The organism is Psychrobacter sp. CoH-33_TS_01 (assembly GCF_058189395.1).
Map to the genome: position 1 here is coordinate 216254 of NZ_JBVGQI010000001.1, position 15534 is coordinate 231787.

Genomic DNA, 15534 nt, shown 5'->3' on the forward strand with positions numbered 1-15534 from the left:
TTATTGATCTAAATGAACTGACTAAGCTCAAGAGTGGATGTTACTGACCCTGTGTCGTAAAGATATTCTCTTTACTGACTTTGTATTTGCCATCATCACTAACGACGGTTAACACCACCGGCGTCTGGCCTTTATCGATTACAGCAGGATCACCATAGATACTTAATGGCATATCATAACTTTCACCGGGATCTAAAGGCAGGTCATTAAAGCGCAATTGCAGGCTCATACCATCTTGCGGTTCTAGCGAGATATTATAAGTATGCTTATCTTGGGTCTTATTAGTAATTTTAACAATATAGCTGTTTTCAATAGACCCTTGCGCATTGATAGACGATAGCGCATTACGGTCACGACGAATATCAATTTCTAGCGGCACGCGGTCACTTAGAGTATAGATAAGCACACCGAACAGCGCAGTGAGCAGCAGTAGGTAGGCAAAGATACGCGGACTGATAATCTTAGTCTCTTCTTTTTCTACCAATTGGCGCTCGGTAGTATAGCGAATCAAGCCACGTGGATAGCCGACCTTGTCCATGACATCATTACAGGCATCAATACAGGCGGCACACTGAATACATTCCACTTGTAGACCATCACGAATATCGATACCGGTGGGGCAGACCTGCACACACATCGTACATTCGATACAGTCCCCTAAATTATCAGGATGCGTGCCTTTCTTACGGGTACCACGCGGCTCACCACGGTTGTAATCGTAAGAGACGATCAAAGTGTCTTTATCGAACATCACACTCTGGAAGCGACCGTAAGGACAGATATGGGTACACATATGCTCGCGCATATAACCGGCGTTGACGTAAGTGGCAAAGGTAAACATAGCCACAAATGACCAGGTCATAGTTGACCAAGTGGGGAAGGGGATACCGCCTAGGCTCTGCCAGCTAAAGTATAAGTCTTGCGTCCCGACCACATAGCTGACAAAAGTGAGCGCGGTAATTAACGCCATTACAAACCAAATAAAGTACACCAGTGAGCGCTTAGCAATTTTCTCAGCATTCATGGGCGCTTTATCAAATTTAATGCGCTTATTACGATCGCCGATGACCCATTTTTCCACATACTGGTACATATGGGTCCAGATGGTCTGCGGACAAGCATAGCCACACCAAACCCTACCCGCGTAGACAGTCACCATAAACAAAGTAAAAGCCGCAATGATAAAGAAAAAGGCAAAGAAGTAAAAATCTTGTGGTAAAAAAGTCAGACCAAAAATATAGAAACGCTGCTGGGCAAAATCAAACAGAATCGCTTGGCGGTCATCATACTTAATCCACGGCAATACCAAAAACAGTACCAATAAAAAGTACATGCTAAAGACACGAATATTTTGGTATTTACCAGTGACAAAACGAGGATGGACGCGTTTTTTGGTCGCATCTAACTCATGGACGGGGATTTTGTAGGGTTGTTGTGCTGACATAAACTTGCCTCTTTATAAAAAGAATAAGTCTGCTGGCATACCGTGAACCGGCTACAAAGCTGCTATGGTCTGACAGGAGCAGAGGCTATGCCATAAGCACAACATCCTGCGCTTATCTTCGTGGTCGCAGTTTTATATGTGTTTCACTTAAGATAATCCGCACCTTTTAATAATGCAGGGATTGTCTTTAAATAATGGTGATGCTTTAGAATATTATCAATACTAAATGAAGGTAATAATGGCGCGGCTAAGTAGGGAAGGAGTGTCGCGCTAGCGGTGTTTTTAAGCCAATCTATCTTGATATTTTATGGAAATTGCTCTCCGTAAAATAAAAAAAGGACTGTATGAAACAGTCCTTTTTTAGATCATAACGGTCAAAGAAGGACACAGTAAGTGTCAATTAGCTTTTGTCAGTATCGACAGTCGCTTGTTCTGATTTCATCTCAGCGGGCTGTGCGTCACGTGGCTCTTGCACGGCTTTTGGCGCAGTAGCATTGACGTTGTTGTTAGACAATGAGTAGATATAAGAGGCAAGCAGCATAATACGCTCATTACCTAACTTAGTTTCCCACTCTGGCATCACACCAGCACGGCCATGACGTAAAGTATCACGGACGACTTCGCGCTCACCACCATATAGCCAGACATTGTCAGTTAGGTTAGGGGCACCGACCGAAGTCATACCTTTACCATTTTCACCATGACAAACCACACAGTTCTGCTTATAGATAGCTGCACCTTGAGCCACTAGCGTTTTATCTAAATCGCCATTGGGCGTCTTGCCCGGTACATCACCATGCTTAGACGATAAAGACAAGACATATTCAGCGGTAGCGCGAACGCCATCTTCACCGATCTGATCACGCCAAGCCGGCATACCACCAACGCGACCATTATGTAACGTGGTCAAGATGTTGACGGGCTCACCACCATACAACCAATCATTATCAGTCAGGTTAGGATAGCCCGTAGCGCCTTTCGCGTTAGAGCCGTGACATACTGCACAGTTCTGTAAGAATAAGCGGCCGCCCACTTTAAGAGCATCTGGGCTTTGTGATAGCTTTTGTACATAAGGGTCGAGAGCAGCAATTTGCTCATCGATATTCTTTTGTAAATCAGCAGGTGGCTTTTCACTACGGCGTAAAGTCGTCTGTAACTCATCCAACTTAGTCAGCGAAGTCATAGCACCAGTAGCGCCAGCCTTTTCCAAAATATCTTTTTCAAAACTAGCGATAAAGACATTGTTGTTAGACTCAAGATCGCTGTTTAGCTCATTGTGTGAGGTCCATGGCACCGTTTCGCCATCGACTTCTACTGTAGCGATACCAGTCCATGATTTTGGCCAGATAGCGGGGAAGAGTATCCAGTAGCCGACACCCCAAATAATAGAGCCAAAGAAGATGACCAACCACCATTTAGGCAATGGCTTGTCATACTCAGTGATCCCATCATAGTTATGGCCGGTAGTGCCGTCTTCTTCTACTTCTGGTTTATATTTAAGTACATATAGCAATACACCGAGGATAAATGCCCAGCAGCCGATACTTAAAACCGTAATCCAAGTACTCCAAAAAAAAGTCATCTTTTATCCTTATTGCGCGGCGTTGAAGATAAGGCAGCTGAATCTGTATCTAAATCGGTATCGTCAAGCGCAAGTTGTGCGTCTTCTTCGAAGCGTTTTTTATTTTTTGGCGAATACGCCCACCAAGCAATACTGACAAAAGCGATAAATGCCGCTACCGTAGCAAATATCTGTAAGTCAACCATGCTCATTAGCGTTGTCCTTCCATTGCCGTACCAAGTTGCTGTAAGTACGCGACCAAAGCATCGAGCTCAGTAGCACCAAGCACATCATCTGGCGCAGCTTCAATTTGCTCTTCAGTGTAAGGCACACCGAAACGATCGCGGAATAGACGCATTTTTTCTTGGATGTTTGAACCATCAACTTCGTTTTTAGCCAACCAAGGGAAACTAGGCATTACTGATTCAGGCACTAGTGAACGTGGGTTGATGAGATGCTGTTTTTGCCAGTCATCAGAATAACGCTCACCGACACGCGCTAGATCTGGACCAGTACGCTTTGAGCCCCAAAGGAATGGGTGATCCCAAGTAGACTCAGCAGCGCGCGAGTAGGGGCCATAACGCTCCACTTCAGCACGCAACGGACGAATCATTTGCGTATGGCAGACGTGACAGCCTTCACGGATGTAGATGTCACGACCTTCCATTTCTAGCGCAGTCCATGGCTCCATAGTCGGCAGTGGTTTGTTGACACCGCCTTCTTCTGGACCTTTATAATCATAAATCTGCGGCACGATTTCAACTAAGGTGGCAAAGCTGATGGCAATAACAATAAGTATGACCAACAAACCTGTATTCTTTTCAATTAGTTCATGCGGTGTACCAGCCATGATTGCTCCTTATACCTTAGCAGTTTGCGGGTCTTTGTTAATGTCGATCGCGTCGTGATCCGTAGGATCAGCTACGTCCACAGGCTTGCCATCAGGCATCTTGATAGTCTTATAGGTGTTATAGGCCATAAAGAACATGCCTGATACGTATAAGAAGCCACCAAACGCACGGCCGATATAAGGCAGATGCGAGAACTCTACGGTATCTACAAAGCTATATACTAGTGTGCCATCTGGGTTGGTCGCAAGCCACATCATGCCCTGGCCAATACCTGAAATCCACATAGAAACGATATAGAAGATAGTCCCAGCAGTAGCCAGCCAGAAATGCGTGGTAATCATGCTGATTGAGTACATTTTTGGTTTATTAAAGATACGCGGTAATAATACGTATAGTGAACCAATCGTAATCAAACCAACCCAACCTAGCGCTCCTGAGTGGACGTGACCTACCGTCCAATCGGTGTTATGCGATAGCGCGTTAACCGTTTTGATAGACATCATAGGGCCCTCAAACGTCGACATCGCATAGAACGATAGCGCTACGATCAAGAAACGAATGATAGGGTCAGTACGTAATTTATCCCAGCTGCCTGACAAGGTAAGTACGCCGTTAATCATACCGCCCCAAGAAGGTGCGAATAGGATAATAGAGAACACCATGGCTAAAGACTGAGTCCAGTCTGGCAATGCTGAGTAGTGAAGATGGTGACCACCGGCCCACATGTAAGACGCGATTAGCGCCCAAAAGTGCACGATAGATAAACGGTATGAATAGATAGGACGGCCAATCTGTACCGGAACGAAGTAATACATCATTCCTAAGAAGGCTGCTGTCAGATAGAAACCAACCGCGTTATGTCCGTACCACCACTGCACCATAGCATCCGTCGCACCACCGAATAGTGAGTACGATTTAAAGGCCGTTAGCGGCACTGACATGCTATTGACGATGTGTAGTAGGGCAATGGCAATAATGAAAGCACCAAAGAACCAGTTCGCCACGTAGATATGCGAGGTTTTACGTTTGATCAGCGTACCAAAGAATACGACGGCATAAGAGATCCAAACCAGCGCAATTAAGATATCGATTGGCCACTCAAGCTCAGCATACTCTTTAGTCGTGGTATAGCCTAAAGGCAGGGTAATCACCGCACCGACAATCACCGCTTGCCAACCCCAGAAGGTAAACCAAGCCAGATAAGGAGCGAATAGACGGGTCTTACACGTGCGCTGCACAATATAATAAGAGGTCGCAAAAAGAGCTGACCCACCAAACGCAAAAATGACCGCGTTGGTATGGAGCGGACGTAAGCGGCTAAAAGTCAGCCAAGGGGTATCGAAATTTAGCACTGGGAAGGCCAATTGAGAGGCGATAAACACGCCAATACTCATGCCGACGATGCCCCAGATGACCGCCATCACTGTGAAAAATCTCACAATTGTGATTTCATATTCGCGATCTACGGAGGCGACTGCTGTGTTTTGTAAATTCATGGGATGATTCCTTTACAGCCTAAATAATCAACAGAATTAGCCAAAGTTACGCCAGTGAGATTTGTCTCATGAGCTCTAAAAATACCCAGTTCTAAGCCGCGGCCTTCATAAGGCTTAACTCTGCGGTAGGTATTTATAAACGCCTAAAAACCAATACGGCAAACAACGCGGCATATTGGTGAAAAGGAGATAAAGCATTAATTAGGAGTTGCCGATAGCATAAGGCAATGGAGATTAGAGCTTGCTGCTTATATGTCTGTCATTAAATTTAGTATATTGGCAATGGCAGATAGATAAACAAAAAACCCTTGAAGATGCTAGCGGCAGCTGACAAAAATCGTTCGACCGTAAAGTTTGGTTAAAACTCCCGACTCTGTTCAGGGTATTGTAACGCAAACTCTGTCAAATATCACCATTCAACTGCAGTAAAGCATAAACTCTTTGGTAATATTTTTACGTTATGCTTACAAGGTAAGCGCGATTTATAGCTTTCCTAAGTCCCTATTAATAGGACAAATTAACTCATTATAGCTAAAGAATAGCATCAGCAAAATAGGAACGGATGAATAATACCACAATATTACTAGGGATTAATATTTAACCCACTAATAATGCTTACCCTAGAGCCGCGGCAAAGGGAGTTAAAAAGGGCAGCTACAGGCCAAGCTTGGAAGCGCCGCTAAAAAGAAGCACCGCTAAAAAATAGAAAAGTAGGGTTTTTGGATTTGTTATAGTGGGACTAACAAGGCAGATGTATGCACATGGAGCGTAAAGTTTGCATTGACGAAGTCGCATGGGTCAGTAAGAAACTGAAACCGAAAAGGGCTAAATAGCGTAGCCTATTAAGATAATATACTTAGGTATATTGTAAGGAAAACATGGAGTCTATTAGCCATTATAATTAGTGGCTAACTGGGCACTAAAATCAGTGTGCATATAATCACTGAAAACTATATTAAGCCAAGTAAAATGGGCTAAAGCTAATAACGCCGTGTTAAAACTCAGTGAACTAATATAAACTAATATAAGAATCAAGCGATGATAAAAGGTAGCCTTAGCAGACTACAAATTGTCGTGTGATTCTGTCGTATAAGTATGGTATAAAGCTGTTGGTAGTACTTAATATTATCCAGTTAACATATTTTATATGAACCCCCTAATTCAATTAGGCCACTAAAAAAGGACAGAACAATGGCAGTATTTTTATCAGAAGATTGGTTCAATCAAGTAGAGACGCTAGGACAGGAAGCTGGCGATCTAAACTTACCACCATCACTTGAAAACATGACTATGAACTTGAAAGTGAATGATGGCGGCGAAGAAACGCAAGCCAACTTAACCAAAGGTCTATTAACTCGTGGCTTAAACAACGATGCTTCAACGACTTTGTTGTTAGACAAGCAAACTTTGTTAGACTTAATGAAAAACTTTGACATGAACAGCGCTATGGGCGCATTCATGAGTGGCAAAATTCGCGTTGAAGGCGATATGTCACAGCTAATGACTTTGCAAACCGCTAAACCAAGTAGCGAACAAGCCGCTTTGTTTGACAAAATCAAAGCAGTTACTGAATTTGCTTAAGCCTTTCAAGGTATAAAGGCAAAGGGGTAAGTCATCCTTAGATAATTTGCCCCACAAAAAAGCCCCTTAATTCGTTAAGGGGCTTTTTGCTGCGCTATGTTATTTTATAACTGTGACGATTTTATAACCATTAAGGTTTTATAATCCTGATTATTTTCCCACTAGCCGTCTGTTCTTCAAAATAATATTTTGAAAAATAGAGGTCGGTCTCTAAACTGCCGTGATAAGCCTAAGACTTCTAGGTCCGTTATATAGCCTTGACTGTGCAGAGCCCTAACTGTGCAGTAACAGCCACATTAGGGTTGCCCCAGATAGAAAGAAAGCTATAGGCAATATAAAGCGTCTTAACCCTGCCGCTGCCGTAGCAGACAAAAACTGCTCTAGGGACGGTGAGAGCCTAGGGCTATCCGTGGTTTGAGGTGACAAAGGGGCTGCCAGCTCAGACCTTGCCGGTTCAGACGGCGCGGTAAAAGACTTTAGCATTAAAGGCAACATCGCAGTACTGCCTTTAGAGATGGGACGATAAATGGCTTTCATAGCGCTCTCTTAGAGCTGAGTTAAAAAATAAAACTATAATTGGGATGGGCTTAAGCGTCTTCTTGGTTGTCACCATGAATAGCGGCTTGCAACCAAATATTGGCCTGCACATAGTCATGGACGGCAATAGCCTTGGTGCTATCATTGCTCATAGCAGCGATACGTACCACAAAAGGCGTGGCCTCATGCTCCCGTAAGATGACCATATCAAATAAAGTCAGCTCCAGCCCATTAAAAGTGGCTTCCTGCTTGCCTAAGACCTGACCCTGACACCAAGCTTCATCTTCTTGGCCTAGCGTCTCGCCAAATAAATAGGCGCACATATTGCCCAAATTAATCTCGACCGGAGCGAGGGGTTTATCGCTATCGGGCTGCCAGTCTCTGATGAGCTCTTGCATGTTCTGCGGCACTTGGCCGTCGTTATTGGCCACGATGTCATTAAAGGCGCGGTGATAACGAATCGCTTCTGGGTCTTCAACCAGAATCACTTCTGACTCATCGCTTTTGCTGATCTCATACGCCCAAGCACTAAAATTCACAAAGTAATGGGTGCCTTGGCGATAGTGATAGCGGTTGGTGGTATACAGCTGGTCGAAAGCATAAATAATAGACCCATCTTCGCTACATAACCGTAGGACGGCATCTTGGCTACTGTCATTGGCAATGATGCGCTCGATGCGGCACTTCAAGCCATAAGGGCTGTTGACGCAAGGATAAGCATTAACGAAATTCTGCGGTTTACCGTCGCGCATGGCCAGCACTTGATTGATATGACAAGTGCTGTTTTCAGCCAATAACAGATGGCTACTGGCAGCGCTAGAATTGGCAAAGCTACTGTCCGCATTGTCCGAGCCATTCAGGCCTTTAGGGATAACGGCGCGTTCGATCATGGCTTGTAGCCACTGCGGCACGTCGTTGCTAATGTCTTTGGTTAGGATATGCCAGTGGTCAGCATGACCAGCGGTTTGTTCTTCAGTCAGCGTAATTTTGACAGGCGACTGAACATTCTTGTATTGGTATTTAATGGTCATGGACACACTCAAACTAAATCAGTTAAAAAGGCATTGGGGAGTCACGGTTAAGACGATGATACTAAAGGCAATGAATGCTAATGCTAAATACTATTCATAGTAGTGTTAAAGACAATTCATCAAATAGCTAACCGTCGTAACCTTGCTCAGCTACCCTTTAAATGGGGTAGGTTGGCTCAAGTCTCAATGCTAAAGACAGTTAAATAATGCAATTAAAGCAAATTGGTGCTTATAATCAGTGCTGCTAATAGGGTAGGTGGTCAGATAATAGTGATGCTGCAGCCAGTGCTCAAGGCCGTCTACTATAAGCAGAGCCCGTAAAGTTGAGCGCTACCCCCTATAAAAACCACTTCTAGCATACAATATCTGTGCGCTGACGCAAGCTGCAGCAAGGTTAAGCGGTAAAAATAGTACAAAAAAAGCGCATTTTATTAAATAGCGCGCCTAAAATAGCAAATATTGGCAAAACCCTGCTGATTTATGTCACACTAGCTTGCATTTTTTATGTCCGACCTGCCCTATACATGGCAACGCTTATAAACCGTTATAATGCGGCTATAATGCTGGGTGTTAGCGCTGCGCTAGGTGCTCAATAGTTACAGCACTATGCCTAACTGTGCAGTGCCCTCAACCGACACTAGCAATTCAATAAGAAGCCGTTAAATAACGGCTTTAGTTAAATAAAATCGGCAGTTGAATAAAGAGTCTTACTATGTTTCGTCCGCTTGCCTTATTTATAGGTCTACGCTATACCCGCGCTGAGCGCAGTAATCGTTTTATTTCTTTTATCTCCTTAATCTCGATGATCGGCATGACCTTAGGGGTCGCCGTATTGATTACCGTATTGTCGGTGATGAATGGCTTTGACCATGAGCTCAAGACGCGTATTTTAGGCATGGTGCCCCAAGCGACCGTGTCCTCGAGCGAAATCATGACCGATTGGAGCGATCTCGCAGAGGATATTAAAAAGGACCCTGAAGTCGCTGGCGTCGCGCCTTTCATTCAGTTGCAAGGCATGTTGACCTCTAACGGGCAAGTGGCTGGCATCATGGTGACGGGTATCGAGCCGGACTATGAGAAAAACGTCTCGATTATTGGCGAGCATATGGTAGCCGGTAGTATCGAATCGCTCAAAGGCGGTGACTTTAGCATCGTTTTAGGCGAAAAGATGGTTCAGTCGTTAAACCTGCAAATAGGCGATAAGGTCACTTTAGTGTTGCCAGAAGCCTCGCCGTCACCCGCTGGCGTGATTCCCCGTTTTAAGCGTTTTACCTTAACCGGTGTGTTTAGCATTAGCCCAGAAGTCGATACGCTGATGGCCTTTATCCCTATGGATGATGCTGCAAAGCTGCTGCGCCTACCAGCTGGGGCGCAAGGGGTTCGTATGCGTTTAAACGATATCTTTAATGCTCCTATGGCGGCTCAGAAAGCGGCTGCAGCTCACCCTGATAAAGTGCTTTATCCTACCGATTGGACTCAGTCGCATGGCCAGTTGTTTGGCGCTATTCAAATGGAAAAAGCCATGGTTGGCTTGCTACTGTTTTTAATTATCCTAGTAGCAGCCTTTAATATCGTGTCTAGTTTGGTGATGTTGGTCACGGATAAAAAAGCCGATATCGCTATTTTAAAGACTTTCGGGGCCTCACCGCGCTTGATTACGCAAATCTTTATGGTGCAAGGCGTCCTCATTGGTGTGATTGGCACGGTAGCCGGCGCTATTCTCGGGGTGATATTTGCCTTAACCGTAGGTGACATTGTGGGCTTTATTAACCAGAGCTTTGGTCTGCACTTGTTCGATGCTTATTTTGTCGACTACTTGCCTTCGCAATTGCGGATTACCGATGTGGTGGTGATTACTTTAGCTTCTTTTGCCCTCAGTTTCTTAGCGACGATTTATCCCGCGCGCCGTGCCGCCAAGATTCAGCCCGCGCAAACGCTACGTTATGAGTAAGGGCTAGGTTTAAGCAGATAAGCCTAAACAGGTCAGTAGCTACAAGCCGTGGTTAATAGTAGATATTCAGTAGTAGAGTGGGGTTTAGCGAGCCAGTAAAGGCAGGGCTGATATGCCAAAGTCTAAGCGCTGACTCCAGTCTACAAGTTGTTAGTAAGTTATTTTAAGGATAGGACATGTCGCCTATATTGGTCGCCAAAAATGTTAGTAAAACCTACGACGAAGGTAAAATTCGTACCCAAGTACTTACCGGTCTAGATTTATCCGTTAATGCGGGCGAGCGCATTGCTATTGTGGGCACTAGTGGCTCGGGCAAGAGTACCTTGCTGCATATTTTAGGCGGGCTAGATACGCCTACGGATGGCGAGGTTTGGTTACACGGTAAGTGCCTCAATACTATGAATGAGACCCAACGTGGACAGATGCGCAATGAGCATTTAGGTTTCGTTTACCAGTTTCATCATCTGTTAGCAGAGTTCACCGCAGTAGAAAACGTGGCCATGCCATTGTTAATGCGCCCCAAAGTGACCACCACAGAGGCCAGACAACAAGCCATTGATTTGCTAGAGAAGGTAGGCCTTGGCCATCGCTTAGACCATCGTCCTGGTGAGCTATCAGGTGGTGAGCGCCAGCGCGTAGCTATCGCCCGTGCGCTAGTGACCAAGCCTTCGGTAATCTTGGCGGATGAGCCCACGGGTAACTTGGACTATGATAATGCACAAAGTATCTTTGGCTTATTGACTGAGTTGCAGACGACGTTAGACACGGCGTTATTGATGGTCACGCATGACCGTAACTTGGCGGCCTTAGCCGATCGCCAATTGCTTATCCGTAATGGCCATTGGGAGCAGTATTAGCGGCTAGTTGGTTAGTAGTTGTCTGGTAGCTAAACTAGCTAATAGGGACTGGGTAGCTACTAGTTTTTAACACGCTATCGTCTCCGACAAAAAAAGCTAGATCACAATATGCTGTGGTCTAGCTTTTTTTATGGGTAATGCTAAGCGTATTGGCTTTGCGATATCAGAAATTAAGACCAGAAATTAAGATTTAGGCGGTTTATTTTTTTTGGGGCGATAGCCATGACGTTGTTGCCAAGTGGTCACCACTTTATAGCGCCACAAGATTTTAAACGTGATACCACAAACGATACTCGTGACCACCGCCATGATAACCAACCCTAAGCAAAACGCCGCGATGGAAAAGCTGCCTTGATAAGTAATAAAAGGGTTGGCGCCATCTGAGAATACCCAAGTGCTAAAGTCGGCAATCATCCGCGCAATCAGCCGTAAACTAATCATAGGAGCATCGAGGATGAGCGCACCAATATAATAAGCGGCATAGAAAATAGGTAAGGTAGTAAAAGGATTGGTAATCCAGGTAAGGGCTAATGCCATGGGGACATTTGCGCGAAACATCAGAGCCCCAATTAGGGCTAGCGGCATCTGCCCCGGTAGTGGAAAAAACGCACAGAGAATCCCAATATAGACCGCTTTATTGAGACTATGACGGTTAAAATGCCACAGTCGTGGGTCAGCTAAATGCGGCGCAAATAACTTTAAGGTTTTACTTTGGAGGATTTGCTCGGGCGTGGGCAGCCACGATCGGAGTTTCTTTTGGGGCACAGGGCAGCCTTAGTCATATCTCTTACTGAGTTGTTATTTTATTAACAGCATCTTATTAACAGAATTTTATTTGAAAGCATTGTATTCATAGCAATCATATTTCATAGCCGTCGTTGATAGCATTAAGAGCATGCTATCAGTGCCATATTTACGCATTAAAAAAATTACTAAAATAGTGGCAATATAGCCGTTTGATTATACCGAGCTTTTGGTAAAAGCCAGTATTTTTACTTAGCTTATTTGTCAGTGAGGCATCATAGCATGATGTTGTAGTAGCGGTGCTAGTGGCTTGAAGAGCATTATTGCGAATAGTAGAAATAATATCCATGCTTATTAATTATTTAATGGGGTTTTGAATTTAAATTATCTTTTGGTATAGCCGATAAAAATAGTAGCTTACTCATAGCATAAGCTAAGGCTGACTCATCTGAGCATAACTTAAAATAAATTTTTGCATAGTGTATATAAATAATAAAATTAGTAAAATTAAATTATAAAGTTGCTTTGTGGGCTGAAAAGCAGCTACTCTTAAGCCCTGCATATTATGGTTAAGGACTGGCGTGTTTTGGTGGATAAGTAGCCTAATCCTAACGGTGATGATGGGGGTGTTGGCCGTCGTGTCAGGGTCGGTCAATGCTAGCCCGCAGCTACACTGGCAAGGCCTTGCGCCACTAACAGCATGGCAGCCTGTATTATTGGGCAGCGTTATCCTCCTGGCTTATGGTAGTTATAGGCTAAGCCGTTATAAAATTAGCAGCTATGAAGTTACCCGTTATAAAATTAGCAGCTATGAAGTTACCCGTTATAAATTTAGCAAAATAAGCTTACTGCTTAGGGTAATACGTGCAGCCGCCTTAATGACCATCGTTCTGATGAGTATGTTGTTAGCACTAGTCAGTTATTATGAGGCGGAGCAACGTAGTCTCAAGCACGCTATGCGGGTGACAGCGCTGGTCACTATCGAGGGCTTGAGCGATAGTGTCTATGATCCGAGTTTAGATACGGGCTATCGGCAAGTAGCAACCTTAACTCGCATCCAGCCCCTGAGCCATGACGCAAAACAACAAATGGCCCGTCCTTGGCTAGCCTCTAATCCTACTAATGATGCTCCTATCACGCTGAATGCCGCCAATGCAAACACTCCCTTAAAAGTACTGCTCAGCGCCTATGCTTATAATGAGGGGGCTAGTGATAAAGCGGCGGACCCCTTAGTCGTGGTCAATACATTATTGCCGCAGCAACAAGTCTGGATGACCTTGGCTTTAAGCCCGCTAGCGGCTGATAAACAGAGGGCTCAAAATAGAGTCGCGGCCAGTGGCTTTGACAGTCAGCGGTGGTTGCATACTAGGCATATTGATGCGACGGCTAAAGTCATCCAAATCAGCCCTATTAAAGCGGCAAGTACCCGCTACGAACCCCCTAAGTTGGCATCAGGCAACCAGACCTTACGTTGGCAATTGCGTCAGCATTTTTTGCAAGACTGGCAGCAACTTAGCGAAGTGCAGCGGCAAGCTCGTGCGGTCACGCTCAGCCTACTGACGGGAGATAGGGCGCTGATTACCCGCGCTACCAAGTCGTTATATCAACTAGCGGGCATCTCGCATCTGCTAGCAATCTCAGGCACTCATGTCTTGTTTTTAGCTATCCTACTGGCCGCTCTGGTCACAACTCTAGTGACTAAGATTGCCGCTAGCGTTTATGTTTGGCTGCCAAGGTGGCAATTGCGTTGGGTGGTGATGGTAGCCACGGCATTTATTTATGCTGCTTTTACGGGCTTTGACGTGCCTGCTGCGCGTACGGCATGGATGTTAGTGGCTATCGGTTTGGTACGGTTGAGCTTAGTACCGGTACGGCCCTTAAAAGTTTTACTGGCGTTAGCCGTGCTCATGGCTTGGGTCGACCCTTTTGTACTTTGGCAGGTGGGTTATTGGCTCTCTTTTGTTGCTGTCGCCTTATTGTTGGTTTACGAACAAGGTCAAGTCTCGAGCCATCAGACCAACCCGCCTAACCCAGATAGCCCGCTTATTCTACGTGTCAAACAGACGTTACTAACGCGCAGTTGGCAGCTAATAAGGCTGCAGCTTTGGTTATTTATGGCCCTGTTGCCGCTGACCTTGTTGTTGTTTGGCAAGGTGTCGCTTTGGGGGCTGCTGATTAACTTATTTGCCATTGGTCTATACGGCATGGTCATCGTACCGCTGAATCTACTGGCCGGAGTATGCTATCTCTTATCGCCCTCAATGGCCGCCATAGTTTGGCAAGGGGTCATAGCAATTGTTGCCCTAACGCATAGCCTGATTGAGACTATTGTGGGCTGGCAAGTCTTAAGCCGGCAAAATGAAGCTTGGCTATATACCCCAGTAAATTTAGGCACTTTAATTATCGTGAGCTTAGCGTTATTGCCTTGGCTGCTCCCTAAAGGGATGCTCTCACGTTGGTTGGCCTTGCCTCCGCTGTCATTATTAGTGCTAACGATGTTGCCTGCACAGGCAAATGTAGAGGATGCGACCACTAAAGTCTATGTATTGCCTACTACGGAAAGCTACCTGCAAGTGGTGCTTATCAAAGAAGAGCAGCAGCAAGCCCATTGGCTACTTTTAGCCGACTATCGCAGTGGCAAGCAGCTTAGCTATATGACGCTAGAGGTGGAGCACGTCAGCGAGCGCTTGCAACAGCAATTAGGCATGCTGGGTATTAGGCGGCTACACGGGATTATCGTACAGACGCCAATAGCGACCGCTCATGCCACTACGCCTAGTTTAGCCAACGTAGCGACTGACCTAGCGCAGCGACTGCCAGTGGGTCAGTTTTGGCTGGCGGGTGCGTCATCGTCCCTAGTTCCTGCTGATAGCACCAATACTATTAGCAATCAGACTGCTAGCACCAATACTATTAGCAATCAGACTAACAACAACCGTGCGATAGCCCCAGCAATGCCTTGCCAAGCGGGTCAACGTTGGCAAACTGAGGCCGCTATATTTAACCTAACAGCATTAACAGGTTGGCCTACAGTGAATGCAGCAAGCGTAGCCAGTTGTGCGATTGTCGTACAAAGTGCGCAGCCTATCGAAATGTATAAGGTTAGTGCAGTCAATCCATTAGCGCCTGACTTAATAACCACCACTCAGCAGGATACTATAGAGACGACGGAACGTAGCCCTAATAATGCTCCGATGGATTTAAATGAGCGGTTGCCCGACCCCCAGTATCAGTTAATCATCGATGCTGCCAACCGCCCTCAACTGTGGCCGTTATGGCAATTATTATGTCCTGGGCAGGCTAGTAAGAGTGAGCTATCTAACACCATTTTATTAAGCCATAGCGACTCTCAAATAGGGGAGGAGCAACAGCAACGCTTAGGGATAAACGCCCGTGTTAATACCAGCACCCTAGTACAACACCGCTCCGCTCCTTAACCAATGACCCTCTAAATCCCTATTGAACCTAGCTTAAAATACCA

Annotated in this window: 12 protein-coding genes; 4 read left to right on the forward strand and 8 right to left on the reverse strand. The window is 45.3% G+C overall.

Going from position 1 to position 15534, the window contains the following annotated elements; genetic code table 11:
* Positions 1-40: 40 nt before the first annotated feature.
* The 5 genes from ccoG to ccoN all read right to left on the reverse strand — a co-directional run bounded on the left by ccoG (position 41) and on the right by ccoN (position 5352).
* A complete protein-coding gene (gene ccoG / locus ACZ2XM_RS00940) occupies positions 41-1444 on the reverse strand; it encodes a cytochrome c oxidase accessory protein CcoG (protein ID WP_490588032.1) in 1404 nt (467 codons plus the stop codon).
* A gap of 400 nt (positions 1445-1844) precedes the next feature.
* On the reverse strand, positions 1845-3026 hold the full coding sequence (locus ACZ2XM_RS00945; RefSeq protein ID WP_490588031.1) for a c-type cytochrome: 1182 nt from the start codon (positions 3024-3026) through the stop codon (positions 1845-1847).
* Positions 3023-3217, reverse strand: a complete 195-nt coding sequence (locus tag ACZ2XM_RS00950; protein WP_490588030.1) for a cbb3-type cytochrome oxidase subunit 3 — start codon at positions 3215-3217, stop codon at positions 3023-3025. The genes ACZ2XM_RS00945 and ACZ2XM_RS00950 overlap by 4 nt, the downstream gene beginning before the upstream one ends.
* Entirely contained in the window at positions 3217-3855 is a 639-nt protein-coding gene (gene ccoO / locus ACZ2XM_RS00955; protein ID WP_490588029.1) for a cytochrome-c oxidase, cbb3-type subunit II, read from the reverse strand. The genes ACZ2XM_RS00950 and ccoO overlap by 1 nt, the downstream gene beginning before the upstream one ends.
* A 9-nt stretch (positions 3856-3864) precedes the next feature.
* Positions 3865-5352 (reverse strand): cytochrome-c oxidase, cbb3-type subunit I, encoded by a 1488-nt coding sequence (ccoN, locus tag ACZ2XM_RS00960; RefSeq protein ID WP_490588028.1) that lies wholly within the window; start codon positions 5350-5352, stop codon positions 3865-3867.
* 1191 nt (positions 5353-6543) lie between these two features.
* Here ccoN and ACZ2XM_RS00965 point away from each other — a divergent pair.
* On the forward strand, positions 6544-6933 hold the full coding sequence (locus tag ACZ2XM_RS00965) for an SCP2 sterol-binding domain-containing protein (RefSeq protein ID WP_490588027.1): 390 nt from the start codon (positions 6544-6546) through the stop codon (positions 6931-6933).
* A gap of 273 nt (positions 6934-7206) precedes the next feature.
* Here the strand turns inward: ACZ2XM_RS00965 and ACZ2XM_RS00970 are convergent, their stop codons facing one another.
* Entirely contained in the window at positions 7207-7470 is a 264-nt protein-coding gene (locus tag ACZ2XM_RS00970) for a hypothetical protein (RefSeq protein ID WP_490588026.1), read from the reverse strand.
* Positions 7471-7520: 50 nt separating this feature from the next.
* A complete protein-coding gene (locus tag ACZ2XM_RS00975; protein ID WP_490588025.1) occupies positions 7521-8501 on the reverse strand; it encodes a hypothetical protein in 981 nt (326 codons plus the stop codon).
* A 712-nt stretch (positions 8502-9213) separates the two neighbouring features.
* Here ACZ2XM_RS00975 and ACZ2XM_RS00980 point away from each other — a divergent pair.
* Both ACZ2XM_RS00980 and lolD read left to right on the forward strand, forming a co-directional pair.
* Positions 9214-10452: a lipoprotein-releasing ABC transporter permease subunit gene (locus tag ACZ2XM_RS00980; RefSeq protein ID WP_490588024.1), complete on the forward strand. Its 1239-nt coding sequence runs from the start codon at positions 9214-9216 to the stop codon at positions 10450-10452.
* 176 nt (positions 10453-10628) lie between these two features.
* Positions 10629-11309, forward strand: coding sequence for a lipoprotein-releasing ABC transporter ATP-binding protein LolD (gene lolD, locus ACZ2XM_RS00985; RefSeq protein ID WP_490588023.1), 681 nt, complete (start codon positions 10629-10631; stop codon positions 11307-11309).
* 183 nt (positions 11310-11492) lie between these two features.
* On the opposite strand, the gene ACZ2XM_RS00990 is transcribed toward lolD, so the two are convergent.
* Positions 11493-12074, reverse strand: a complete 582-nt coding sequence (locus ACZ2XM_RS00990) for a DUF2062 domain-containing protein (protein ID WP_490588022.1) — start codon at positions 12072-12074, stop codon at positions 11493-11495.
* 560 nt (positions 12075-12634) lie between these two features.
* Here ACZ2XM_RS00990 and ACZ2XM_RS00995 point away from each other — a divergent pair.
* Positions 12635-15490 (forward strand): ComEC/Rec2 family competence protein, encoded by a 2856-nt coding sequence (locus tag ACZ2XM_RS00995; protein ID WP_490588021.1) that lies wholly within the window; start codon positions 12635-12637, stop codon positions 15488-15490.
* The last annotated feature ends 44 nt before the right edge of the window (positions 15491-15534 follow it).

Bases quoted from the DNA above. Each gene is read 5' to 3' on its own strand.
- ccoG (WP_490588032.1), bottom strand. From the start codon at position 1,444: ATGTCAGCACAACAACCCTACAAAATCCCCGTCCATGAGTTAGATGCG.
- ACZ2XM_RS00945 (WP_490588031.1), bottom strand. From the start codon at position 3,026: ATGACTTTTTTTTGGAGTACTTGGATTACGGTTTTAAGTATCGGCTGC.
- ACZ2XM_RS00950 (WP_490588030.1), bottom strand. From the start codon at position 3,217: ATGAGCATGGTTGACTTACAGATATTTGCTACGGTAGCGGCATTTATC.
- ccoO (WP_490588029.1), bottom strand. From the start codon at position 3,855: ATGGCTGGTACACCGCATGAACTAATTGAAAAGAATACAGGTTTGTTG.
- ccoN (WP_490588028.1), bottom strand. From the start codon at position 5,352: ATGAATTTACAAAACACAGCAGTCGCCTCCGTAGATCGCGAATATGAA.
- ACZ2XM_RS00965 (WP_490588027.1), top strand. From the start codon at position 6,544: ATGGCAGTATTTTTATCAGAAGATTGGTTCAATCAAGTAGAGACGCTA.
- ACZ2XM_RS00970 (WP_490588026.1), bottom strand. From the start codon at position 7,470: ATGAAAGCCATTTATCGTCCCATCTCTAAAGGCAGTACTGCGATGTTG.
- ACZ2XM_RS00975 (WP_490588025.1), bottom strand. From the start codon at position 8,501: ATGACCATTAAATACCAATACAAGAATGTTCAGTCGCCTGTCAAAATT.
- ACZ2XM_RS00980 (WP_490588024.1), top strand. From the start codon at position 9,214: ATGTTTCGTCCGCTTGCCTTATTTATAGGTCTACGCTATACCCGCGCT.
- lolD (WP_490588023.1), top strand. From the start codon at position 10,629: ATGTCGCCTATATTGGTCGCCAAAAATGTTAGTAAAACCTACGACGAA.